The sequence below is a fragment of the Sphingomonas sp. CBMAI 2297 genome, from assembly GCF_029870595.1.
Lineage (GTDB): Bacteria > Pseudomonadota > Alphaproteobacteria > Sphingomonadales > Sphingomonadaceae > Sphingomonas.
Window position 1 is genome coordinate 72549 of the sequence record NZ_JAPDIR010000008.1, and the last position, 22145, is coordinate 94693.

General features: G+C 61.5%; 23 protein-coding genes. 21 read left to right on the forward strand and 2 right to left on the reverse strand.

The window, feature by feature from the left end; all coding sequences use genetic code 11:
• The 15 genes from OMP43_RS12780 to OMP43_RS12850 all read left to right on the forward strand — a co-directional run bounded on the left by OMP43_RS12780 (nucleotide 1) and on the right by OMP43_RS12850 (nucleotide 17274).
• Complete coding sequence (locus OMP43_RS12780; RefSeq protein ID WP_062787937.1) at nucleotides 1-1341, forward strand: TrbI/VirB10 family protein; 1341 nt, start codon at nucleotides 1-3, stop codon at nucleotides 1339-1341.
• Nucleotides 1328-2206, forward strand: coding sequence for a DsbC family protein (locus OMP43_RS12785; protein WP_237364600.1), 879 nt, complete (start codon nucleotides 1328-1330; stop codon nucleotides 2204-2206). The genes OMP43_RS12780 and OMP43_RS12785 overlap by 14 nt, the downstream gene beginning before the upstream one ends.
• Nucleotides 2203-3204: a TraV family lipoprotein gene (locus OMP43_RS12790; protein WP_245652755.1), complete on the forward strand. Its 1002-nt coding sequence runs from the start codon at nucleotides 2203-2205 to the stop codon at nucleotides 3202-3204. Before OMP43_RS12785 ends, OMP43_RS12790 begins: the two co-directional genes overlap by 4 nt.
• A 1-nt stretch (nucleotide 3205) precedes the next feature.
• Nucleotides 3206-5797 (forward strand): type IV secretion system protein TraC, encoded by a 2592-nt coding sequence (traC, locus tag OMP43_RS12795; protein ID WP_062787932.1) that lies wholly within the window; start codon nucleotides 3206-3208, stop codon nucleotides 5795-5797.
• 5 nt (nucleotides 5798-5802) lie between these two features.
• The gene (locus tag OMP43_RS12800; RefSeq protein ID WP_062787930.1) at nucleotides 5803-6162 is read left to right on the forward strand and encodes a hypothetical protein; all 360 of its coding nucleotides are present in this window, start codon (nucleotides 5803-5805) and stop codon (nucleotides 6160-6162) included.
• Nucleotides 6155-6832, forward strand: a complete 678-nt coding sequence (locus OMP43_RS12805) for a type-F conjugative transfer system protein TrbI (RefSeq protein WP_280280041.1) — start codon at nucleotides 6155-6157, stop codon at nucleotides 6830-6832. The genes OMP43_RS12800 and OMP43_RS12805 overlap by 8 nt, the downstream gene beginning before the upstream one ends.
• Entirely contained in the window at nucleotides 6813-7349 is a 537-nt protein-coding gene (locus tag OMP43_RS12810; RefSeq protein ID WP_062787926.1) for a S26 family signal peptidase, read from the forward strand. The genes OMP43_RS12805 and OMP43_RS12810 overlap by 20 nt, the downstream gene beginning before the upstream one ends.
• Nucleotides 7346-8002, forward strand: coding sequence for a type-F conjugative transfer system protein TraW (gene traW / locus OMP43_RS12815; RefSeq protein ID WP_280280042.1), 657 nt, complete (start codon nucleotides 7346-7348; stop codon nucleotides 8000-8002). Before OMP43_RS12810 ends, traW begins: the two co-directional genes overlap by 4 nt.
• Nucleotides 8002-8271: a hypothetical protein gene (locus OMP43_RS12820; RefSeq protein WP_062787922.1), complete on the forward strand. Its 270-nt coding sequence runs from the start codon at nucleotides 8002-8004 to the stop codon at nucleotides 8269-8271. The genes traW and OMP43_RS12820 overlap by 1 nt, the downstream gene beginning before the upstream one ends.
• Nucleotides 8268-9287, forward strand: a complete 1020-nt coding sequence (traU, locus tag OMP43_RS12825; protein WP_062787920.1) for a conjugal transfer pilus assembly protein TraU — start codon at nucleotides 8268-8270, stop codon at nucleotides 9285-9287. The genes OMP43_RS12820 and traU overlap by 4 nt, the downstream gene beginning before the upstream one ends.
• 10 nt (nucleotides 9288-9297) lie before the next feature.
• Nucleotides 9298-10041: a type-F conjugative transfer system pilin assembly protein TrbC gene (trbC, locus tag OMP43_RS12830; RefSeq protein ID WP_280280043.1), complete on the forward strand. Its 744-nt coding sequence runs from the start codon at nucleotides 9298-9300 to the stop codon at nucleotides 10039-10041.
• Nucleotides 10038-11873 carry a conjugal transfer protein TraN gene (locus OMP43_RS12835; protein WP_062787917.1) on the forward strand — a complete coding sequence of 612 codons (1836 nt, stop codon included), beginning with the start codon at nucleotides 10038-10040 and terminating at the stop codon, nucleotides 11871-11873. Before trbC ends, OMP43_RS12835 begins: the two co-directional genes overlap by 4 nt.
• A 287-nt stretch (nucleotides 11874-12160) precedes the next feature.
• Nucleotides 12161-12991, forward strand: coding sequence for a conjugal transfer protein TraF (locus tag OMP43_RS12840; protein ID WP_280280044.1), 831 nt, complete (start codon nucleotides 12161-12163; stop codon nucleotides 12989-12991).
• Nucleotides 12991-14445, forward strand: coding sequence for a conjugal transfer protein TraH (locus OMP43_RS12845; RefSeq protein ID WP_280280045.1), 1455 nt, complete (start codon nucleotides 12991-12993; stop codon nucleotides 14443-14445). Before OMP43_RS12840 ends, OMP43_RS12845 begins: the two co-directional genes overlap by 1 nt.
• An 18-nt stretch (nucleotides 14446-14463) precedes the next feature.
• Entirely contained in the window at nucleotides 14464-17274 is a 2811-nt protein-coding gene (locus OMP43_RS12850) for a conjugal transfer protein TraG N-terminal domain-containing protein (protein WP_280280046.1), read from the forward strand.
• A 1-nt stretch (nucleotide 17275) separates the two neighbouring features.
• Here OMP43_RS12850 and OMP43_RS12855 read toward each other — a convergent pair whose 3' ends face one another.
• The gene (locus OMP43_RS12855) at nucleotides 17276-17485 is read right to left on the reverse strand and encodes a hypothetical protein (protein ID WP_062787913.1); all 210 of its coding nucleotides are present in this window, start codon (nucleotides 17483-17485) and stop codon (nucleotides 17276-17278) included.
• Nucleotides 17486-17645: 160 nt separating this feature from the next.
• Between OMP43_RS12855 and OMP43_RS12860 the strand changes: the two genes are divergently transcribed.
• From OMP43_RS12860 to OMP43_RS12885, 6 genes are all read left to right on the forward strand, one after another.
• A complete protein-coding gene (locus OMP43_RS12860) occupies nucleotides 17646-17969 on the forward strand; it encodes a type II toxin-antitoxin system MqsR family toxin (protein ID WP_062787912.1) in 324 nt (107 codons plus the stop codon).
• On the forward strand, nucleotides 17962-18363 hold the full coding sequence (locus tag OMP43_RS12865) for a type II TA system antitoxin MqsA family protein (protein ID WP_062787910.1): 402 nt from the start codon (nucleotides 17962-17964) through the stop codon (nucleotides 18361-18363). Before OMP43_RS12860 ends, OMP43_RS12865 begins: the two co-directional genes overlap by 8 nt.
• Before the next feature lie 200 nt (nucleotides 18364-18563).
• Nucleotides 18564-19337 carry a type IV toxin-antitoxin system AbiEi family antitoxin gene (locus OMP43_RS12870; protein ID WP_062787909.1) on the forward strand — a complete coding sequence of 258 codons (774 nt, stop codon included), beginning with the start codon at nucleotides 18564-18566 and terminating at the stop codon, nucleotides 19335-19337.
• Complete coding sequence (locus OMP43_RS12875) at nucleotides 19327-20253, forward strand: nucleotidyl transferase AbiEii/AbiGii toxin family protein (protein WP_062787908.1); 927 nt, start codon at nucleotides 19327-19329, stop codon at nucleotides 20251-20253. The genes OMP43_RS12870 and OMP43_RS12875 overlap by 11 nt, the downstream gene beginning before the upstream one ends.
• 132 nt (nucleotides 20254-20385) lie before the next feature.
• Nucleotides 20386-20967 (forward strand): hypothetical protein, encoded by a 582-nt coding sequence (locus tag OMP43_RS12880; RefSeq protein ID WP_062787906.1) that lies wholly within the window; start codon nucleotides 20386-20388, stop codon nucleotides 20965-20967.
• A gap of 30 nt (nucleotides 20968-20997) precedes the next feature.
• Nucleotides 20998-21561 carry an RES family NAD+ phosphorylase gene (locus OMP43_RS12885; RefSeq protein ID WP_245652749.1) on the forward strand — a complete coding sequence of 188 codons (564 nt, stop codon included), beginning with the start codon at nucleotides 20998-21000 and terminating at the stop codon, nucleotides 21559-21561.
• Between the two features lie 27 nt (nucleotides 21562-21588).
• Here the strand turns inward: OMP43_RS12885 and tnpA are convergent, their stop codons facing one another.
• Nucleotides 21589-22008, reverse strand: coding sequence for an IS200/IS605 family transposase (gene tnpA, locus OMP43_RS12890; RefSeq protein ID WP_280280056.1), 420 nt, complete (start codon nucleotides 22006-22008; stop codon nucleotides 21589-21591).
• Between the last annotated feature and the right edge of the window lie 137 nt (nucleotides 22009-22145).

Genomic DNA, 22145 nt, shown 5'->3' on the forward strand with positions numbered 1-22145 from the left:
ATGGCCTGGACCGATTTCCTCAAGCGCAAGCGCGAGCCCCTCGATGGTGGTGATGAGAATCCGGAGGGGGTTTCGCCGATCGCGGCCGATCTCTCTGCGAACGAAAGCGTGCGGAAGAAACAGCGGATGCTTCTCGCCGGCGTAGCCGGGGTCGGGCTCGTTGCATCATCCTTCTGGATCTTCGGGGACGACGACAAATCGAACAGCGCCGACAGCGACGAGACGGCCAAGGTCCAGGTGTCAACCAAGGACATGGTCAACAAGAACCTCAACCAGCAGGAGTGGATGGCGCTCTCTGAGAACCAGATGCAATCGGTCGAGAACCAGCTGAAATCAGTCAACGGCCAGCAGCAGCGTATGGATCAGCTCTCGCAGCAGATCGAGCTGTTGAAGGGCGAAAACCAAGCTATGCGCGCGGATGGCTCCCGCGTTCTTTCTGCCTACCAGCAAGAGAATGAAGCGCTGCGTCGGGAAGTTGCCGCCGCTCGCACTGCGCCGCCTCCCGCGCCCGGGCCCAGCGCGATGTACGGACCAGGCGGAACGCAGGCCTATCAACGTCCGGATAGCCCAGGCGCCCCTGGTGCCGGTCGCGCGATGCCGATGGCGGCCAGCGCGGAGGTAAAGTTGGTGAGCTTCCAGACGGCCGACACAGGCAATGCGACCCGTGTGGCAAAGGGAACGACGACGTTCAGCGACAGCATCAACTATTTGCCGCCGAACAGCTTCGCGAGCGCCAAGGTGATCGTTGGGGTCGATGCAAGCGCGGGGGTGAACAGCCAGACCGATCCGCTGCCGGTGGTGCTGCGCGTCACTGGCCCGGCGCGCTCAGTCTATCAGAACGGTCGGCTCCTCACGACGAAGATCGAAGGCTGTCTCGTCAACGGCGCCGCGCGCGGCGAACTTTCGAGCGAGAAGGTCTACGTCAAGCTGCAAAAAATGACCTGCCCCCAGCCTGGTGGGCGCTACGCGGTCTCGGAGGTGAAAGGCTTCATCGCGTTCGGAGGCAAGACCGGCGTGCGCGGCCGGGTAGTGAGCCGCGAAGGATCACTGGCGATGCAAGCCTTCCTGGCCGGTCTGGTCAGTGGCGGCGGCAATGCGCTCAACACTGCCTTCAATCAGCCGCTCGCAAGTATCAGCACCGACGGAGAAGGGGGCCTCAATCGCACGCCGAACTTCGGCAGCGTGGGTTTGCGCGCGCTCGGCGGCGGCGCCGCTGAGTCCGGCAAGGACGTCTCGAAATATCTGATCGAGCGCGCTGAGCAATATCAACCCGTCATCGAGATGCCGACCGGCATCGACGTGGAAATTGTCTTCTTGGAGGGTGTCTATGTCCGCAACTGATCGTTTGCGAAAGCTCCGCGCGCTCGCGCGTCCAGCCCCAGTCGTGGCGGCGATAGGCGCACTCTGCATCGCCGGAATTGCCCTTGCAGCTGACGTGGCCGGCAAGGACGAAGCCAAGGTCAGCCTTCTCCTCAAAACGAGGCTTCCCAAGACCCCGCTTACGAAGGTTGACTGCGAGAAGATCGACGGCCTGTGCGAGGTAACGGCCGGCGCAAATCTCTTCTACGTCAATCATGGTGCGCGATATCTGATCATCGGCCGTGTCTACGATATGGAGACGCGCCAGGACCTGACAGCGGCCCGGCTGCTGGAAATCAACCCGGATATGCTTGTGGGAGGGGCCGCCAAGGCGAACGCCGTGGCCGCCGAAGGGGGAGAAGCCGACGGGGCGACGACGCCTGTCGGTAAACCAGGGAAAGTGACCGCGCCGGTGCGGCCGGTTGTTCTGAACCTGTCGGGTCTTCCGTCTGATGGCGCGATCGTCTGGGGCAATCGCACCGCGAAGCAAAGCGTCACGATCTTCACCGATTTTCGCTGCGGCTATTGCAGGGCGCTGACGAACGTGTTGCGCGGCATGGATGTGAAGGTCGTCGAGCGGCCGATCTCCGTTCTTGGCAGCCGGGATATCGCGGATCGTGTCTATTGCTCGAAGAATCAGGAGCAGGCGCTGCACGCCGCCTATGCCGGTGAGCCGTTCAAGGGGCCGACGGCGTGTGACACCAAGGGACTCGACGCCAATGAACGGTTCGCACGCGAGCATGGACTCAACGCGACGCCGATCATCGTTCGAGGCGATGGTGCCGTGCTTGAGGGGTATCGGCCAAAGGAATTCCTCGAAGCCTGGCTGCGGGGAGGCCAGTCGTGAAGGCGGTGCGGCTCGATCGGGCACCGTTGCTTCGCGGCTCGACAGCACTAGCGGCGCTCAGCCTTCTAGGAGGATGTGCGACCTTCGGCAGCAATGTGAAGGGGAGCTTCTCGTGCGCCGCGCCGGACGGTATCTGCGCACCGTCAGCTTCGATCGACGACCGGGCGCTGGCCATGATCGCGGAGCAGGGTGCAGTTGGCGACCCCTCGCCAGCGAGCGGGCCGCCCCGCCGCCTCTCGTCAAAGCCGTCCCGCACAGCGTCGTCCAGTCACGTAATTCCGGTCTCGCCACTCGATGCTCGCCGCACGCAAGAGCGCGTGCTGCGCATCATTTTCCAACCCTATATCGATGAGCGTGGTCGGCTCCATGAGGCGAGCGCGATCCATGCGGTGGTCCAGAGCGGAGAGTGGCAGCAGCAGGTGCTGGCCGACGCGACATCGATCCCGGATCGCAACGCCATCGCGGCTGGCCCGCAACCGGAATCGCTCGCCGATGCCGTAGATCGCGCAGACCTCGCGACGATCGAGGCCGGGGGCATGGATCCCAATCTTCCCGATCCTGCGGTCGTCGCCGCGGCGCGCGCTCGGCGCATCGACCCGGTCAAAGCGATCCAGAACGACGTTGCGGCCCGCCTAGCCCCCAAGGCGGGCCGCACACCAACGCCCATCCCAAGGGAGATCGGCAAGAGGCAAGCGGAGACCCGAAGTGTCGATGGAGCGGCGCAAGCGATCCCAGCCTCTAAGCTGAAAGTCGACGGTTCGTCGACGCCGCCTGTATCCGACGCCGCCGCCGTACCTGTATCCGCTCCGAAGACGACGGTCGGCGCTGAAGCGCTGTCCCGGATCAAGGCCTCTCCGGCATTCCACGAACGGGCTGCCCAAGCGGAGAGCGACGCGCGAGCTGCCGGTCAAACCGGCGGCGTTCCTGCAACGAACGTCAAGGCGCAGCCGACAATCGGCGCGGCGGGTTTCCCTGCCGTGGTGCCGGAGGATAAATGAAATGGCACGCGGCTTTCTGGATGAGCTGTTGTCGGGCATCTTCGGAGACACCAAGCGGCCCGACGTGCAGCGTCCGGACCTCTCAATCCCGATGCTGGCGCACTGGCTGCCTTATCGCAGCTATGATCCCAAGACGGGAATCTTCTATAACAGCGCGTCACGGGGTTTCGTCATCGAAGCCGCGCCACTCGTGGGAGCCGACGAGCGCACCGGCGAGATCCTGTCGCAATTTATGTCCGAAGGCGTCCCGGCGCCTGGATGTCTTCAAATCCATCAATGGATGTCGCCGCGCATAGGAGAGCGCCTGTCCAAGTGGTATGTCCCGCGCTACTCGGCGCGCGGCGTCTATGAACGGATGGCAAAGCATCGGGTCGATTTTCTCACGGATGGCGTCTGGGAATCGCTCTCGGCCGATGCACCCTTCTGCCTGCGCAATCACCGCGTCGCGATCTCCTATTCAACCCCGGAATCATCCTCCATAACGGTCGAACAGATCGTCTCGCTGATGGACGGGCTGATTTCCGCGCTCCAGTCGGTGAACGTCGCGGCGCGCAGGATGGATCCCGTAGCCCTTATCGGGTGGATCGACGACATTACTTCTCCAACGACAGCGGCCGGCGAGGACGCCGTCAGCTACAACCCCCTCGATCCCATCGCCGATCAGGCAATCCGCCGAGACATCGAACTGCATATCGAGCCGGACCGGATGCTGCTGCGGACCGAGCGCTTTCGGCCGACGGGCAAGACGTTGAAGGGCGCGCCGGAGATCGGTGAGATTTATCCGGACGTGTTCGACGTGCGCTCCTTCTCGGTGCGCAATCTCCCGAGCCGTTGGGCGCCGTGGGATGTGACGCGGCTGATCGGCGACATGTTCACCGACAAGCTGCGCATGCCCTGTCCGGTCGCGACCAATCTTTGCATCGAGTTTCCCGACCAGCAGGCCTCAACCAACAAGGCCAGCTACAAGTTCATGCGCACCACCAGCCTGGCCGATTCCAAGTCGTCGCGATTTCTGCCTCAACTCCGCGAACAGTCGCAGGAATGGCGCTACGTCAACGAGGAAATTCGACAAGGCCGCAAGCTCGTGCGCGTATTCTTCAGCGCCACGTCATTCTCGCCCAAAGGGCAGGGCGACAGCAACGAGCGCGTCCTGAAATCGATCTACCGAGCCGCAGGCTGGGACCTGCTCGATGATCGATATCTCCAAGTCATGGGTCTGCTTTGCGCGATGCCGATGACGATGGCGAATGGTCTGTCGAAAGATCTTGAACGCATGAAGCGGATGCGCACCCTGCTCACGACGACGGCCGCCAATCTTGCGCCGCTGCAGGGCGAGTATCTCGGCGGAACCATACCGCATTTGCTACTCATCGGCCGCCGCGGCCAGCCCTTCTTCTGGAGCCCATTCGAAAACAGCGCGGGCAACCACAACGTCGCGGTGTTCGGCAAGTCGGGATCCGGCAAGTCGGTGGCGTTGCAGGAGCTTTGCGGCTCATTGTGCGGCGCCGGGGCGCGCGTGGTAGTGATCGACGACGGACGGTCGTTCGAGCATTCGGCGAAGTTGCAAGGCGGCGCTTTTGTCGAGTTCACCATGAGCTCGGGCTTCTGCCTGAATCCGTTTTCAATGATCGACGAAACGCAGGCTGTCGAAGACGAGGATTATCTTCTCGACTGCATGGCGATGCTGAAAGCGATCATCAACCAGATGTCGCGGCATATAAATCTACTCGACGATACGGAACGTGGCCTGATCGACGGAGCGGTGAATCAGGTCTGGGAAGCGCACGGAAGCCGTGGCTCGATCGATCTGGTAATCGAGGCGCTCGAGGCGACAGGGAACGGGCTCGCGGTCAATCTCGCGATCGCGATGCGACCCTTCTCATCCGGCGGAACTTATGGCCGCTTTTTCCAGGGAGAGGTTTCGTTCGAGCTTAAATCTCAGCTCACCGTCTTCGAATTATCCGACCTGTCCGCGCGTGAGGAACTGCGCAGCGTTGTCCTCACGGCGATCATGTTCATGTCGCAGCAGATGATGCGCAAGCTCGATCGCTCGATTCCAAAGGCGCTGCTTCTCGATGAAGCGTGGCAAATGCTCCGTGGGGGTGCGATGGCCGATTTCATCGAGACCTATGCGCGCACATGCCGGAAATATGGCGCCTCCCTCGTCACGGCGACGCAGTCGCTGAACGACTACTACAAATCGGCCGGTTCGATAGCCGCGCTCGAAAACTCCGACTGGTTCGTGATCCTTCAGCAGAAACCGGAGACAATCGCGGACTTCAAGAAGCACGATCGTTTCGAAATGGACGATTATACGGACGCCCTGCTTCGTTCACTGAAGCGTAACGGCTTCGAATATTCCGACATCATGATCAAAGGGCCTGATACCTTGGCTGTTGGCCGTCTGGTGCTGGATCCTTATTCGGCGACCCTCTTCTCTTCGAGCCCCAAAACCTTCGCCGCGATCGACGCGCTCATCGCGGAAGGTTTGAGCATCGATGAGGCGATCGAGCGGATCGCCTTCCCCGACAATCCTGAAAAATGGGTGAGCAGCCTCGTCCCGGCGGACGAGGCTGCCATCGCGGCGGAGTAGCGACGATGGCAGCACGCCCGGACAGCGGAACACATCGACGGATCGTTGGCTTCACCCGGCGCGAATGGCAGAGCACGCTCTATTTCCTGCTGCATGGTCTCGGGTTCCTGGCTTCCACGTTGCTGATCACCTGGGGGCTGTTCTGCCTCTTCTTCCTCGCGATCGGCGGCTTCTCGTTCGATGGCTTCGTCCACCAGCTGAACAATTTCACGACGCGCTACGTCGCCGCCGATCCGGCTCGGACCGGCGCTTTCCTTAACATGTTCGCGATTGCGCACATGATCCTGTCCACCGCCGTCATCGCCTTTCGCGCCGATCGCATCCTGCCTCCGCGCGATGAAGAGGGAGCCTCGCGTCATGGCTGAACAACCTCAACTCGACTTTCCCGTTCCACCCTCTGCGCCTGACGTTCGTGAAGCGAAGCGCAAGATCGGGTTCGGCGGGTTCACTCGCGGCCAGATCTTTCTCGGGCTGGTGCTGGTTGCGACCATCGTCTGGGGGATGTGGGTGACCCGCGCACTAACCCAGTCGAAACAGGAACATATCGTCTCAGCGCGACTTTCGTCGCTGGTGGGCGACTATGTCGAAGCCCAGCGCTACTCGGGTTCGCCGCCCGATCGCGTGCGGGCCGAGATGCAGGCGTTCATGTCATCGCTCGACACCGAGCTGCAGCGTCGTAGCCAAAGCGGTCAGATTGTCCTTGTTGGTGAAGCGGTGCTCACCAAGAACGTGCCGGATATCACCGATAGCCTGAAGAAGGCCGTCTTCGCTGCCGGAGTGCCCGAGCCCAAACGCCTTTCGGTCGAAGAGTTGCAGCGGATGCAGGAGCTGGCAGCAGCGCAGTCCGCAGTGGCAGCATCGCGAGCAGCACCACTGGCGACGCCGGGCGCCGCTGTCGATCCCATGGCTGGTGTAGCGGGCATCGGGCCGCTGGCACCGGTGGCGCCCAATGCACCGTCGCAGCGGGTTCCCGCGCAAGTGTCCGGCGCATCGGTCTCGACCTTCGGAGGTCCCGATGGCAACGGCGGCCAATGAAATCGAGCCCCTGCGCTGGCGGCCGCGGAAGCGTTTATGGGGGGCGCTGGCGGCAGCTGTAATCGGCACCGTCGTGTTTGGTGCGATCAGCGGATGGCGCGACGACCACGTCCTTCTCGTAAATGTAACGGACTCGCTGCCGAACTGGGCGTTTCTCATCCACCGCAAGCAGGTCCCGGCGCGGGGACAGTTCGTCTTCTTCGATCCGCCCCACACCAATCTCGTGCGCCGGCATTTCGGTGCCAAGCCGCAGATGTTCGGTAAAATCGTCTATGGCATGCCGGGCGACGTCGTCGCACACAACGGTTCGGTCGTGACGATCAACGGCAAACCCGTCGGTCGCATGAAGCCGCAGACCAGGGATGGCGAGCCGCTCACGGTAGGCGCCGTCGGCGCTATCCCTGCGGGTTGCTATTATGTCGGCTCGCCCCACCCCGATGGCTTCGACAGCCGGTACGCCGACATTGGCTTCGTCTGCGCGCGCCAGATCATTGGCATTGGGAAGGCTATCCTATGAAGCAGATTCTTGCTGGTGTGGCGGCGGCCGCCATCCTTATCACGGGGGTCGCTTTCGGCATTCCGGTCCGCACCGAGGCGCGTGACTATGGCCAGACCGGTCAGGCCTTTCCTGTGATCGAGCCGGACCTGCTGGCGACGATCGAGACCAGGCTGAAGCGCGCGGAAGCGAGCGGCGAGCTCGCGCGAACCAACGAGATGTTCGTCAAGCGTGCCGAAGCCAAGGTGCGGCGGCCGACGCCTGTCGGCGGGATCACACCAGCGCGCGAGGCGCGGGAATGGGATTTCGATCCCACCGTCCAGGTCGAACATGATGTTCGCGACCAGAAGGGCAACCTCATCGCGGCGGCCGGACACCGGATCAATCCACTCGATTTCGTTGCGATCCGACAGGACCTCGTATTCATCGACGGGGATGACGTCGCTCAGATTGCTTGGGCGACGGCCCGGTACACTGACCTCAACGCCAAGATCATTTTCGTGAGCGGATCGCCGATTGCAGCGATGACAAGCCGAAAACGGCGCTTCTACTTCGATCAGGAGGGCAAGCTCAGCGCGCGATTCAAGATCGAGCATACACCCGCCGTCGTTCACCAGACTGGCCGCGTCATGCGCGTTTCTGAGCACGTGTTGCGTAAAGGGAGGCCAGGCTGATGCCCTTATGGCTCGACCTTCTGCGCACACCTATGGCCGCGCCCGAAACCGCAACGCTCAAACGGATGCGCCTCGTCTGGCAGAGCCTCTGTTTCTCGACCGCGGCCGGTGCTGCATTTTTCGGCCCGATTCACCGCGCGGTCGGCCGCGGCGCATCAGGCGGGATGGCGATCCTCCTGTCTGTCTGCGTCCTTTGGACCGCGTTCTACTTCATCAGGAAGCATAGCGCGGACAGCGCCTACCTCGACACCTTGGGGAATAAGGAATGATGCGCTGGCTCCGCTCTATCGTGACCGCACTTGCGCTCGTTTTGGCCATCGGGGCTTTCGCGCCTCGAGCCGAGGCCGCGCCGACCTGCAATGGCAAGTTTGTCAACCCTATCACGGATGTCTGCTGGTCATGCCTTTTCCCGCTTTCCGTCGGCGCACTGAAGATCTGGCCGAGCAGTCGACCAGATCCTGGCAATCCGGCCTCGCCGATTTGCGCCTGCGCTGACCCGCTTCCACGCATCGGCATTTCGGTTGGCTTTTGGGAGCCCGCCCGGCTCGCAGATGTTACGATGAAGCCGTGGTGCTTTCCGAACCTTGGAGGCATCCGAATCGCTCCCGGGTTCGACATCGGCCAGGGATATCTGGCGGGTCCGTCGATGGTAGGCGGCCGATCCCAAAGCACGGCCAAGTGGCATGTCCATTGGTACGTCTATCCGCTGCTTTACTGGATGGAGATCCTGACCGACTTCGTCTGCTTCGAGCAAGCCTCGTTCGACATCGCATACATCACCGAAATCGATCCGCTCTGGCAGGACGACTCGCTTGCCGCGCTGATCAACCCTGAGGCGATCGTTTTCGCCAATCCGATCGCGCAAGCAGCCTGTGCGGGCGACTGCATCGCCGGCACCGTCAACCTTCCTCTCGACCCCCTCTTCTGGTGTGCAGGCTGCCAGGGATCGATGTACCCGCTGAATGGCAATATCCCATCCTCGATCGGGCATGTGCAGTCATCCCGGCTCGCGGTTTCACGGTTTGCCTACAAGATGCACCGCGAAGCGCTGGCCTGGGGCACGATGGGTTCGAAGGGGCTCTGCGGAAAGTACCTCATGCCGATCATGCGGAAGCAACAATATCGCTTCCAGATGGTCAACCCGATCCCCACGGTCAGTGGCCGCTTCGCCTGCTCGGCGATCGGCGCATCCACGATGCCGCCCGACGCTGGCCGCGCCTATCCCGCCGGCGGCGAGGACATGGGCTACCTCGTGTGGCGCAAGCGCAACTGCTGTGTGTTTTAGGAGATCCAAGATGCGCCTTCTTCCCTTGGGTATCTTGGCCCTTCTTGGAATGGCAGCAGTGTCAGCGCTGCTTGCCCAAAACATCGATGGAGTTGATGTCCAAGCGGTAAAGAAACGCTCGGCTGACCTCGCAGCCGAGGCGCAGGCCTTTGTCGATCAGATAAAGGATCGAGGGGATCGGTTCCGGGAAGAGGCCGCGACGACGCGCGACGGGGGAACCGAGAATATGCGCCGCGTCGCCGCACAACGTCTTCCGAAAGGTCCAGCGGGTCCGGTCGATTTTGATGAAATCGTGCAAGGGGCGGCCAGCAATACGCAAACCAATGGTGGGGAGGCACCGCAGTTCATCGCGTTCGCCAGCCTGTCGATGCCAGACGAAGCTTTGAAGCAACTCATCCGCGACACTGCCGCTGCTGGTGGCGTGGTCGTCTTTCGCGGCTTCCCGAACAATTCTGCCAAGGAGTTCGTGGCGCGACTGAGCAGGGTGGTCAATAAAGGGCAGTTCGCAAGCATTGGCGTCGATCCGCGGCTCTTCCGCGCCTTCCAGGTCCAGGCCGTCCCAACCTATGTGAGCGTTTCCTCGGACTTCGATCTCTGTGCGGGCTTTTCCTGCACGACGAAGGTTCCGCCATATGATCGCATGATCGGCAATGTGACGGTCGAATATGCCCTCAGTACCTTCGCCGAGGGCAACGGCCCCGGCGCACGAGTGGCTGCGGTGGCGCTGTCGAACATGAAGCGGACCAACCCGTGATTGCGCGGCGCCTTGTGAGCACGCTTTGCGTACTGCTCCTGGTCGCCGAGCCGGTGAGTGCGCAAACCATGACGGTAGAACAGGCTCGCGAAGAAGGCAAAGCGATGGCTCTGGAGAAGAGGAACGATTCCTCGATCGTGCCGTCGACCGATGCCCAGGCGAAAGCGGTTCCGGGCTATTCGGGAACGGACCAGCCTCAGAGCACCTATTTCGACGATCCCGATCGGCTTGTCTCCGACGCTCAGGCCATGAAATCGGGAAACGAAAGCTATCGCCTTTCGACCGATGCCGATCATATCCGGCCGACCTTCAGCAACGCAGACATTCTGGCGACCACTAATCGTGCGACAACCGTGGAGAATGACCCGACGACCTATCTCGACGACGTGGCGATCTCGAGCGGCTCGGGCGCCTGCACTCCCTTGCCTCCGCCGACAAGCGGCACGGGATATTATGAGGCGACCTGCAACCAGGGCACCAAGATCGAGGATCAGCCGCGATCCTGTGCGATTACCATGGTTCCCGAGACGACCACGACCGACGCTTACAAGTTCTTCGTCGTTCCGAATGGTGCCTATGGCACACCGTTTGCGCGCTACGATGCAATGGCCCCGCATCTCGCCGCGGGCACCTGCAAGCCCACAGGCATAGTAATGCAGGCGTGCGCCGCCCATGTCATCTACGGCGTTTCCACCAACAAGTTCTGCGACGATTATTATGCGACCGAATATGTCTGCTCGGAGAACCTGACAGATCTATCGCTGCTTCCGAGCCCCATCACCGGCCAAGGATGGCATGCCAAGACGACCGAGGCGAAGGTCACCGTCAAGCGCGTTGACGGCTGCACAGGGCTTGCAGGCGACACCATGTGCTCCGCCGATCCGGCTGGCGAGGTTTGCACGGAAGGGTTGGAGACCCGGATCATCGAGGGCGTGCCTGTGACGCAGCCTTGTTGGGCATGGAAGCGGGATTTCTCGTGCAAAGTCATGACGGCAGGAAACGACTGCGGCGATTTGGAGGCGAACTCGGCCTGCACCTATGTCCGGGACGATTGTCTGGACGATCCCCAGGACGGGCCGTGCAAAGTCACGGAGAAGGTCTATCGCTGCCCAACACCGGCAAGCAAAGTGCCGACCGACAAGCAATATATCTGCGGAGACGACGTCTACTGCGTCAATGGCGACTGCGAGCCGATCGTTCGCGAAGCCTCCACCGAATTTCGCGATGCGCTTGTCGGCCTGCATGCGCTTGATCAAGCGGGCAAGGAATTCGACGAGAATAACTTCCGCGTGTTCACGGGTACTCGCGAAACCTGCCACAAGCCGGTTTTCGGCCTGATCAATTGCTGCGCCGGCAAAGTGTCGGGTGCCGTCCCCGTGGCGGCAGGCGCCGCGGCGCTGGCTGGCGGGCCGGCGGCGATCGCCGCGTTCGCCACCCCATTTCTCGTCCTGTTCGCGTGCAGTCAGGACGAGATGAAACTCGACATCAAAGATCGGATGGGGCTTTGCCACAATCTCGGCACGTACTGCTCATCGAGTTTTCTCGGCATCTGCTCGACCAAGCGCACTGCCTATTGCTGTTTCGAAAGCAAGCTCTCGCGCATCCTGCAGGAGCAGGGCCGCCCCCAGCTCGGCAAGCCTTGGGGTAGCGCGAAAAAGGAACAGTGCCAGGGATTCACGGTCGACGAATTCGCCCGGCTCGATCTGTCGGTGATGGATTTCACGGACGTCTATTCGGACTTCATGGATGCCGCGAAGCTGCCCGACGAGGTGCAGACAATGTCGGACATCCAAGCAAAAATTCAGTCCTACTACGATCTCCACGGCAAATGACGTGGTCCCGATGAAGCCCGCGCTGAGAGAGGCCGCCGTGCGGCTCAACATCAGGAGAAAGTTCATGACACTGTCGCTTCTCGAGCTTCCGGTCATCGTGTCAGCGTTCGTCCTACAGCCCTCCAGCAGCACGCCTCCCACGCCGGTGCCGACACCGTGCGCTGGCCAGCACCGCACGACGGTGGCGGACTGCTGCGTCCACGTCTCGGGGTGGGATCGGCCTGCAGACCAGATCCTCCTCACATCCCTCCGCGCCAGCTCCAGCGATGACGAAAGGAAAGCGAGCCATGTTGATCTTCGGTAAGACGTTCATCCTGACCGCCGCGCTGTCAGCCGCGATCTGGGGGCCGCAGGTCCTCGCGCAGGAAGCACCGCCGCCACAGGGCGATACAATTGAACAGGATCGCTCCGACGACTTCTATTGTCGCGAACGGCGGCTCGGCCAATGGTTCTATTGCGCGAAGCCCAAGCCAGCGGAGGAGACCGGGTCGACGGCGCAGGTCCGGGAGGAGAGCGCGGTCGATCGCATCGCGGCCATCGCCAAGCAACTGGATGAGCTGAAGGCGAAAGCGATCCTGGATCCGACCGAAACCAACGTGATCAACTATGTGCGCTTCCAGCGCGAGCAGCTCGATCGCGCGTCGACCTTCTCCGACACCTGGCAGCGCGCGCTCTGGCAGAACCCGGACCTCGACTACACGCTGCAGCGGCCCGTCTCGACCGTGGGCAAACGGCTCTGGCTGGACAACCGCCAGGCGGACCGGGATGCGGTCCTCACGAACCTCGGCCAGCGCTACGGTCTCTTCTATTTCTATGCTCAGAGCTGCGGTGCCTGCGAGGTTTTCGCGCCGATCCTGCGATCGGTCACCGACAGCCACCGCATGACGGTGATGGCCGTCTCGATGGATGGCGGGCCAAACCGCGAGTTCCCGAACTACGTCGTCGATTCCGGCCAGCGCGCACGGATGGGGATTCCAGGCAACGAGACGCCAGCGCTGGTCCTCTTCGACACCCAGACCAAGCGGACGATCCCGGTCGGTTACGGCGTGCTGAGCGCTGATGAGATCATGGATCGCATCTTCATGCTGACCAACACCAAGGTGGGGAGCGATTACTGATGGCGCGCGGGCAAAAGGGCGCGCTGCGCCGTAGGCTGGGCACCGGTCTCGCGCTGGTCGCCGCTTCGCATTTCGCATTGGTCGGCGTCGCGCGCGCCGATGTCGCCTCGCAGATGAACGGCTTTTTCAACGACGCTGGCGGCGCCGCGAATGTCACCGGGCCGACGGCGTTCCAAGGCCAGTCGGCCGGCTATTACTCGCTGGGCAATGTCTGGACGCGCTTTCCACAGAAGAGCGTTTCGCCTTTCAACCTTCAGCTGCCGAGCGCGCGAGCGGGATGCGGCGGCATCGACCTTTTCGCTGGCAGCTTCTCCTTCATCAATGCCTCGGAGATCGTGGCCATGCTGAAGGCGACCGCGAATAACGCTCTGGGTTTCGCGTTCAAGCTCGCGATCGATTCCGTTTCGCCGGAGATCGGCAAGGTGATGGACGAGTTCAGCCAGAAGGCACAGCTTCTCAACCAGATGAATATCTCGAGTTGCGAGACCGCGCAGGCGCTCGTAGGCGGGATCTGGCCACAGATGGAGACCACACGCTCCACGATTTGCGAGGCCGTCGGCAACAGCCAAGGTGTGTTTTCGGACTGGGCTGCGTCCCGGCAAGGTTGCAACAACGGGAACCGGCGCGACAGCACGATCGCGGGCAATACCGACGCCAATATGAAGGACCAGCTCGTCGGGGAGCCGCACAATTACACCTGGGAAGCCCTGAAGAAGTCGGCCAAATTCGGAGCATTCGACCAATCGTTCTCCGAATATATCATGACGCTGGTCGGGACCGTCGTGACGACGCCGTCGACCGATCCGAGCGTGGGCGGGAAAGTCGTCATGTTCGGACCGGCGGAGGAGGCGGTGGTAACGGCCTTGCTTGACGGCACAGCCGATGCGCCGGCCGTGAAGATGCTCAAGTGCAACGACACCGACTGCTACGATGTCGGTGAGCAGACCCTGACGGTGCCGGCATCGTCGGCGTTGCGGCCGCGGATCGCGGGAATGATCCGCTCGATGAGCAGCAAGATTCGCACGGACACCGCCCTCGATGCGTCGGAGAAGCAGCTCCTGAACCTCGCCACGGTTCCGCTCTACAAGATTCTCTCCGTTCAGGCTTATGCGCATTACGCCCTCACCGATGGCGAGATCGAGACCCTGTCCGAAATCGTTGCGGTCGACCTGCTGGCGGCGATGCTCGACAATATGCTCGATCGGGTCGAGCAGGCGCAGACGCATTATCAGACATTCGACCAGGCGACCGCGACTCAGTGGAAGCAGCAGATCGCGGCCACACGGCAGAAATTTGCGCAGCGCGATGTAAAGCTCTCTAACAAGCTGCAGGTGACGATGCAGATCATCGACCGCAGCATCATGCTCGAGTCCACACTTCAAAACTCAATGACGCCGGGCATGTCATCCGCGCTGAACTTCTCACGTGGCCTGAACGCACAGGGCCTGATGTAGGGCGGGGGAGCCGGGACGATGCTCGAAGTCTTCACGGTCGGGGGCGGGGAGTATCTCGTCAACACTTTCAACGCGGTCGCCGCTTGGTCGGGCGGCGGCGGGTACCGATCACTTCTGCGGGTCGTGATGGTGATGGGCCTCATCTACTCGCTGCTCGTGGTCGCCTTCACCATGAACTTTCGCGTGTGGATGAACTGGTTTCTCCAATCAACGGCCATCTACCTCTGCCTCATGGTGCCTACGATCGATGTGAAGGTCACCGATCGGATCAATCCATCGCTCGCGCCGGCTACAGTCGCCAACGTCCCGTTGGGGCTCGGTGTCCTGGCGAGCTTCACGACGCAGATCGGAGACTGGCTGACGCGAACGGCAGAGACTGTCTTCGTAATGCCAAGCGAGCTCAACTACTCGACGAACGGCATGGTCTACGGAGCGCGGCTTTTCGACGCGACCCGCAATTTCATCATTCGCGATGCCGAGTTTTCAACGAACCTTGAGGAGCACTTCAAGAAGTGCCTTTTCGGCGATGTGATGCTCTACCAAAAGTCGCTGACGCTCCTCGCGCAATCGAAAGACCTATGGGCCGACATCGGGCCCGGATCGGAGGCGCGCTCGCAGCAATGGCTGGAGCGTCAGGGGGACGGGACCGTCACCAGCGCGATCGTCACGTGCCGGCAGGCCTATGGGATGCTCGATGCACAGTGGGCACCGATGATCGAGGCGAACACTCCGATCTGGGGGAAACAACTCTATCCGAAGCTGAGCAACTCGCTGGCTGCCGACAAGCTCAAACATGATCTGCCGATCGCGAACGCCGCGTTCACCGGCTCGGGCAGCAGTTATAGCGATTCCATGCGGCAGAACACGGCGATCAATGCGTTCATGCAGGCGCGAAATAGCATGGCGGGAGGAACGGGCGCGGCGACGATCGATACCTTCGCACAGACCCGTGCCGACATCCAAGCCCGCAATACCTACAATTCGATCGCGCAGCAGGCGATGGCGTGGGTGCCGATCCTCAACATCGTGCTGACCGTCGTATTTTTTGCGATGTTCCCGGTGATCTTCCCGCTTTTTCTGATGCCACAAACGGGGCTGGCGTCGCTCAAGGGCTATGCGATGGGGTTCTTCTACCTGGCTGCCTGGGGGCCGCTTTACGTCATCCTCCATATGATCTGCATGACGCGGGCCGAGGCAGCCTCCGCTGGTGTCGCCGCCGGCGGGGTGACGCTCGGCACCTACGCCGGAATTGGCGCGGTGAATGGGGAGACGGCGACGATTGCCGGCTTCATGCTGATGAGCATCCCGTTCCTCGCCGCGGGCCTCGCGCGCGGTGCGATGTCGATCGCCGGCCAGGCGACCTCGATGCTCGCGCCGGCGCAGAATGCGGCCGAAGCCGCAGCCCTCGAGCAGACCACTGGCAACTACTCCTACGGCAATGTGAGCTGGGCGAACGCGACATCGAATATGCGCCAAAGCGACCAGTGGTCGACGGCGCCGAGCTTCATGGGCGGTGCCACCAGCGTCGGGTGGCGACAGGACAACGGCGCGGTCGTGTCGGGTTTCGGCAACGGCCAGGAGGTGTTCGATACGAGCGGCGCGATTTCGCGATTGGGCTTTACACCCACGATGAGCACGGGTTCGGTGGCAGAATGGCGCGAGATGGCGAACGAGGCGCACCGCCAGGCGCAGGCCTATGAGAATGCCGCAGCCGACATCCTGACGGCGACCCACGCGAACCGCAGTGCCTTCGGTACCTCCACCGAACGCTCGTCGGGCTGGGAGTCGAGCAGCGGGCGTCAGGCGAATAGTTCTGTGGAGGCGTTCGACAGGCGGACCGCAAGCAGTTCACAGGGCCTGGAGGAACGCGATACGATCTCTCAGGGCCAGCGCATTACACAAGGGCATGACCGCCAAGCACAGACCAACGACCAGATATCGGGGACTATTTCGGCTGGAACGGGTGGTCGGCAAGCGGGACGTGGGGCTGGTGATCGCGGAGGAGTGCTAGGTCGACTACCCTCCATCGGAGGAAGCGTTTCCAAAACAGGCAGCCAACTCGACGGCTTGCGTTATGGGACGGACGAGACTCGTGGCAGTGACAGCGCCAACACATCGTCGAGTGGGGTGCGGGACGAACATGCCAGCGGCAGCGGCGCGACGATGTCCGATGGGACTTACTCACGCAGCGGCAGCTTCAGCCGGGCTTCTGCGACATCGTCCGCGTCGTCGAGCACGGAGGATTCACTCGCGCGAGCGAAGTCCTATTCGGAAACGGCCCGCCGGCTCGAGGAGCTTTCCCAACAGCTCTCGCGCGATGCAAGCTATGCGGAAACGCATGGCATGCAGCTCAGCGAAAATCTGAGCCAGGATCTTGCGCAATGGTATCGGCACCAGCAGGTCGAGAACCCGGGTCTTGAAGCGCCTGAGCTTTGGGCAACCGATCTGACCGACCAGCAGCGTCTCGTGCGCCAGGAAATGATCACGCGCTGGATGCACGACAAACAGGATGGCATTCGAGCCGAGATTGCGGGCCGCCTGCACGACCCGGACCTCGTTGACGTGAGCCGGCCGAGCGTCTCGAGCGCAGCAGACGTCAAGACATCTTACCGTCCACACGGACCCGGGCGATTGGCCAGCGGCCCTGCCGGTGCTGGCGATGTGGCCGCCGCCGCAATCATCGAGGCCGGCAAGGGCGAGTTGAATAACGATCGAGCAGCGGCTCAGACGATGCGAGGGCAGCGCGTGCTGGGTGCCGTCGATCTGGAGCAGGAAGTGAACCGCGATCATGATCGCGGCTTCTTCCAAGACCCCAAGCTTCGCGAATAGGTCAGATCAGGTAGAAAATAGCTCCGACAAAGCTGACCATCAGAGCATAGGCCAAGGCATAGCCGATCATTCCGCCACGCGTCGGATTGCCCTCCTGGTCGGTGATCATCTCGATTTCCGGGATTTCTTCCTCGACGACAGCAAGTGTCGGACCGCCAGGAAGGTCCTTAGTCAGATTGTAGGTGTTGAGGTCGAATTTGGCGAAACGCATCGGCTTTCTCCGCGCCTCCACCATAGTGCGTTCGAGGTTTGTTCGCAACTGCTTACGTTATACGGCTCAGCTGCGTTAGCGCGCGAAATGCCCACGCTAGAGGAGCGATTTCGCGAACTGGACCAGTCTTGATGAATTAACCTTCAAGGTGTATATCGGGATGGCGATCAAGCGGAAGCCGCATCATAATCTGGCTGCGGTCCAGGCGAAGTTCGCGCAGGTTGGGACCTTGGAGATCACGCGCACCGCCGTCCAGGGCGCCCGCGCTTTGGGCTATTCGCTGGGAGACATCGTTGAGGTGGTGCAAGCACTTGAAGCCGGCGACTTCATTAAGTCGGAGACAGCGCACAATCCGCCCAACTCGAAGGTATGGCACGACACCTACAACATGCCGTGGGACCAGCGGTGGCTGTATCTGAAATTCGCAGGCGAAACGTTGGTCGACGTCGCGCTCACATCGTTCAAAGAGGTCGGCAATGACTGAGACGCGCATCCATCCCGAGACCGGCACGCTCCTGCGACGCAGCGTGCGTCCGCAGACTGTGAAGTTCGGCTCGATGACGCGCACCGTCGAGGTACCCGGTTGGTATCCCGACGATGACGGCGACGCGATTCATTCCGGGGCCGATCTCGCCGAATCCGATCGCGTGTTTCGGGAGCTGAAGAAGGCCTATGCGGCTCATGTCCGCGAAGTCCGCAAGCGCTTGAAGCTGACACAGGAAGAAGCCGGATATCTGATCGGCGGTGGTCGCCGGGCCTTCCAGAAATATGAAAGCGGGGCCATGTCGCCGAGCGATGCGGCTGTGGGCCTGATCGAGCTTCTCCATCGGCATCCCGAGGAGGTCGAGTTTCTGAAGTCCATTCGGTCAGCAGCATAGAGCATGAACCAAAGTATGTATCTTACGGGGTTCGGCCCCGTTCATCGTTCTCGCAAGACGGGATGCGCCGGGCTATGCCGCAGGAATATGTCGGGTCCGCCTTTAACATTGAATTATAGGCGATAGCTATACCGTTGGCATATTAGCATGGAAAATTCCGAGGCATTGATCGACCTTGGAATTTATGCGATAGATATGCCATGAAGGTAGGTCGAACTGATAAATTGAGGTCGTTGCTCGATGCGTGGGAGCCACACACGGTGGCGACCAGCCCGCATCTCAAGGCGCTCGGTCTGACAGCACAGGACCTGCAGAACTATAGATCCTCGCAGTGGCTCGTCTCGTTGGGTCGTGGCGCATTCAAGCGCCCGATGGAAACAGTGACCTGGCAGGGAGCGCTTTACAGCGTTCAGTCCCAGCTGAAGCTGCCGGTCCACGTGGGCGCGCTCACGGCGATCGAGATGACGGGAAATAGCCACTATGTGCGCTTCGGAGAGAGCAGGGCCTACCTCTTCTCGCCGCTGCACGTGGTTCTGCCGGCATGGTTTCAGAAACATTGGGGGGGGGAGGTCCGTCATATGCAAACCAAGCTCCTGCCGAACGATATCGGGCTCACCGAGCACCGAACCCCGGAAGGCTATCCATTGACAGCCGCTACGCCCGAGCGGGCGATACTGGAGCTGCTGCATCTCGCGCCAAAGGAATTCGATCTCGTCGAGGCCTGCCAGATCGTGGAGGGCATGACGTCGCTTCGCCCCAAGCTCATGCAGTCCCTGCTCGAGGCCTGCACATCGGTGAAGGTCCGGCGGCTGTTCCTCTACCTTGCGGAACGGGCGGACCTCCCGGTCATGCGGCACGTGAAGGTGGAGCAGATAGATCTGGGCTCCGGCGATCGCAGCCTTGCGAAAATGGGGCGGTACGTCCCGAAATACAGACTGCTCCTCCCCAGGGAGCTTGTGTCGAGTGGCAACTGACCAATATCGTGACCAGGTTCGCCTGCTGTTGGACGTCCTGCCTTTGGTCATGGCGGAGCCGGCCTTCGCATTGAAAGGCGGCACGGCGATCAACCTGTTCGAGTGGGATCTCCCGCGGCTCTCGGTCGATATCGATCTAACCTACCTTCCCCTCCAAGACCGGGCGGCCTCTCTGCAGGCGATCGGCGAGGCGCTTGCCCGGATCAAGGTAGAAATCGAACGCCGCCTCCCGCCAACCCGCGTGACCCAGACACGCCAGGGCCAGGAAGGTATGGAGGTCAAGCTCAACTGTCAGCGCGGCAAGACCCAGATCAAGGTCGAGGTGAATCCCACCCTGCGCGGCCATCTCCTTCCTCTCCGCGATCTTCCCTGCTCCGACCGTGTGCAGGAGAGATTTGAGGCTTTCGTCGAAGCGCGCTGTCTCTCGCACGGCGAGCTCTTTGGCGGCAAGATTTGTGCCGCGCTGGACCGGCAACATCCGCGCGATCTGTTCGACGTGAAGCGTCTGCTGGACGTAGAGGGCGTCGTCGATGAGGTTCGTCACGGTTTCGTCGCGGCGCTTGTAAGCCACGGGCGCCCGATCGCTGAACTGATCAGCCCGAGCCGAAAGGACCAGAGCGGAACGTTCAAGGCCCAATTCGAAGGCATGCCCTTCGAGCCGTTCACCTATGAGGATCATGTTCATACGTTCGGTCGCCTCGTGGCGGCGATCCATAGGTCCCTCGGCGCTGATGATCGGAGGTTCTTAGAGAGTTTTGAGGCCGGAGACCCGGAGTGGGACGCCTTCCCATTGCCAGCGCTTCGCGAGCTGCCCGCTCCTCAATTCAAGTTGGTAAACATCCGCAAATTTCGAAAGGCACAGCCGGAACGGCACGCAGCGGGTCTCATCGCGCTGGAAGCAGCTTTCGAGAAATAGCACGCGGTAATGCGCATCGCAGGAGAGCGCCCGATTGCTTCGTGGGTCCGGGCTGAGAGATTCGAATTCATCCACGAGTTGAAATCGTGTTGGTTTCGGAGTATATGAAACTGACTCAACAGGAATGATCGAATGGTTCGCCCAGCAAATATCGGTTTCGTTGATGCGGATCGCGTCCTCCACGACCGGATTGTGGCGAGCACCGACCGCATCATCAAGATGATGCCGGCGGCGGCAAAGGCGGCGGCGATAAGCAGCGTCGACGTGCCGAGCCTTGTCTTCCATCTCGCGCTTGGCATCCCGGCGGTCGAAACGGATAATCCGGAAGCCGCGGAAAGAATTACGAACGCCATCGCCTTCAAACGGCGGCTGATCGATGCTGCAGGCGGAGCTCTGACCGCGGAGAAGGTTCGCACGTTGCTTGGGCACAAGACGATCCAGGCCGTCTACAAGGCGGTCAAGGATCGCCGACTGCTGATGGTCGAAGACAACGGGACGAAGCTCTTCCCGGTCTTTCAGTTTGATGGGAATGCAATTCTTCCCGGCGTTGCGAAGGTCCTTAGCGCCGCGCCGGAAACGACGGGCTGGGCCGTCCTGCAGTTCCTCGTCAGCGGCGATGAAGGTCTTGATGGAGTGAGCCCGATCGCGTTGCTGAAGGGCAGCGATGCGGAAGTTGAGCGCCTAGTGCGTTTCGCCCGTACGCTCGAAGATTGACGCAATATGGGAGCGAAAGGCGGGATACCCGTGGCGACGATCGCGACGGGGCGAGTGCTTCATCGCGTGCACGCCGCGACGGTCGCGGCCAAATGGTATGGCCGCAAGGACGCGACCTGGCGTTGGGACGATCCGGACGGCAAATTCGGTGTGCTGTATTTGGGCAAGACGCTCGTCGGCCCCTTTGCCGAGACCTTGCTGAGGAGGCCGACGGACCGGGATGTCCTTTGGGATCAGGTCGCCAGGAGACGCGCTGCAAGATTCTCCGCAACGCGACCGATCCGGCTGGCGAAGGTCCACGGACCGGGTCTCGGCTGGTTCAGAACGACCACCGCCGGAGTCTCGGCCGACTTCGATCCGGTAGACAATCCTGGCGCGTATGCGGTGCCCCAGCGGATCTCAGCGGAAATCTACAGCACCACCAGCCTCGATGGTATCCAGTACCGATCGCGGTTCGACAGCGATGAGCTTTGCATCGCGCTGTTCGATCGGGCTGACGCTGCAATCTCCTTGGACACGGAGGGTGTCGTCATCGCCAAGGACTGGACCCGGACCGTGCTCGGCGATCGCGGCTATACGCTGATCGAACTCTGAATCACTGACCGGCTGACGCCGGTAGGATCAAGCGGTGGGGCTGAAGCCGTCCTTGTGGGTATGTCGGTCGAGGTAACGCATGATGATGTCATCGGTGATGTTGCCGGATGTGGTCGAGAAGTAGCCGCGCTGCCAGAAGCGTTGGCCCCAATATCGTTTGCGGATGTGCTCGAATTTCTGTTGGATCTTGCGGGATGAGCGCCCCTTGGCCCGGCGCACGAAGTCGCTGACCGAGACGTGCGGCGGGATTTCGACGAACATGTGTACGTGGTCCTTCGACAGCGCGCCGTTGATGATCTTCACGCCCATCTCGGCACAGACCTGACGGATGATCTCGCGCACCCGTAGCCGAACATCGCCGATCAGCACCTTGTACCGATACTTCGGCGCCCAAACGAGATGGTAGCGATGATGGAATGTGGTGTGACAACCGGACCGATACGCCATAGCCTGTAACCTCGGGAAAAGCGGAAGCTTCACGCCTTCGGCGGCTTCCGCTTTTCCCGAGGTTACAGGCTAGCACGCGAGTCTGTGGCTGAAGCCAGTATCCGACTGAAGTCGGAGGGGTTCCTCCTTGCTAGAGG

Bases quoted from the DNA above. Each gene is read 5' to 3' on its own strand.
- OMP43_RS12780 (WP_062787937.1), top strand. From the start codon at position 1: ATGGCCTGGACCGATTTCCTCAAGCGCAAGCGCGAGCCCCTCGATGGT.
- OMP43_RS12785 (WP_237364600.1), top strand. From the start codon at position 1,328: ATGTCCGCAACTGATCGTTTGCGAAAGCTCCGCGCGCTCGCGCGTCCA.
- traC (WP_062787932.1), top strand. From the start codon at position 3,206: ATGGCACGCGGCTTTCTGGATGAGCTGTTGTCGGGCATCTTCGGAGAC.
- OMP43_RS12800 (WP_062787930.1), top strand. From the start codon at position 5,803: ATGGCAGCACGCCCGGACAGCGGAACACATCGACGGATCGTTGGCTTC.
- OMP43_RS12805 (WP_280280041.1), top strand. From the start codon at position 6,155: ATGGCTGAACAACCTCAACTCGACTTTCCCGTTCCACCCTCTGCGCCT.
- OMP43_RS12810 (WP_062787926.1), top strand. From the start codon at position 6,813: ATGGCAACGGCGGCCAATGAAATCGAGCCCCTGCGCTGGCGGCCGCGG.
- traW (WP_280280042.1), top strand. From the start codon at position 7,346: ATGAAGCAGATTCTTGCTGGTGTGGCGGCGGCCGCCATCCTTATCACG.
- OMP43_RS12820 (WP_062787922.1), top strand. From the start codon at position 8,002: ATGCCCTTATGGCTCGACCTTCTGCGCACACCTATGGCCGCGCCCGAA.
- traU (WP_062787920.1), top strand. From the start codon at position 8,268: ATGATGCGCTGGCTCCGCTCTATCGTGACCGCACTTGCGCTCGTTTTG.
- trbC (WP_280280043.1), top strand. From the start codon at position 9,298: ATGCGCCTTCTTCCCTTGGGTATCTTGGCCCTTCTTGGAATGGCAGCA.
- OMP43_RS12840 (WP_280280044.1), top strand. From the start codon at position 12,161: ATGTTGATCTTCGGTAAGACGTTCATCCTGACCGCCGCGCTGTCAGCC.
- OMP43_RS12845 (WP_280280045.1), top strand. From the start codon at position 12,991: ATGGCGCGCGGGCAAAAGGGCGCGCTGCGCCGTAGGCTGGGCACCGGT.
- OMP43_RS12850 (WP_280280046.1), top strand. From the start codon at position 14,464: ATGCTCGAAGTCTTCACGGTCGGGGGCGGGGAGTATCTCGTCAACACT.
- OMP43_RS12855 (WP_062787913.1), bottom strand. From the start codon at position 17,485: ATGCGTTTCGCCAAATTCGACCTCAACACCTACAATCTGACTAAGGAC.
- OMP43_RS12860 (WP_062787912.1), top strand. From the start codon at position 17,646: ATGGCGATCAAGCGGAAGCCGCATCATAATCTGGCTGCGGTCCAGGCG.
- OMP43_RS12865 (WP_062787910.1), top strand. From the start codon at position 17,962: ATGACTGAGACGCGCATCCATCCCGAGACCGGCACGCTCCTGCGACGC.
- OMP43_RS12870 (WP_062787909.1), top strand. From the start codon at position 18,564: ATGAAGGTAGGTCGAACTGATAAATTGAGGTCGTTGCTCGATGCGTGG.
- OMP43_RS12880 (WP_062787906.1), top strand. From the start codon at position 20,386: ATGGTTCGCCCAGCAAATATCGGTTTCGTTGATGCGGATCGCGTCCTC.
- tnpA (WP_280280056.1), bottom strand. From the start codon at position 22,008: ATGGCGTATCGGTCCGGTTGTCACACCACATTCCATCATCGCTACCAT.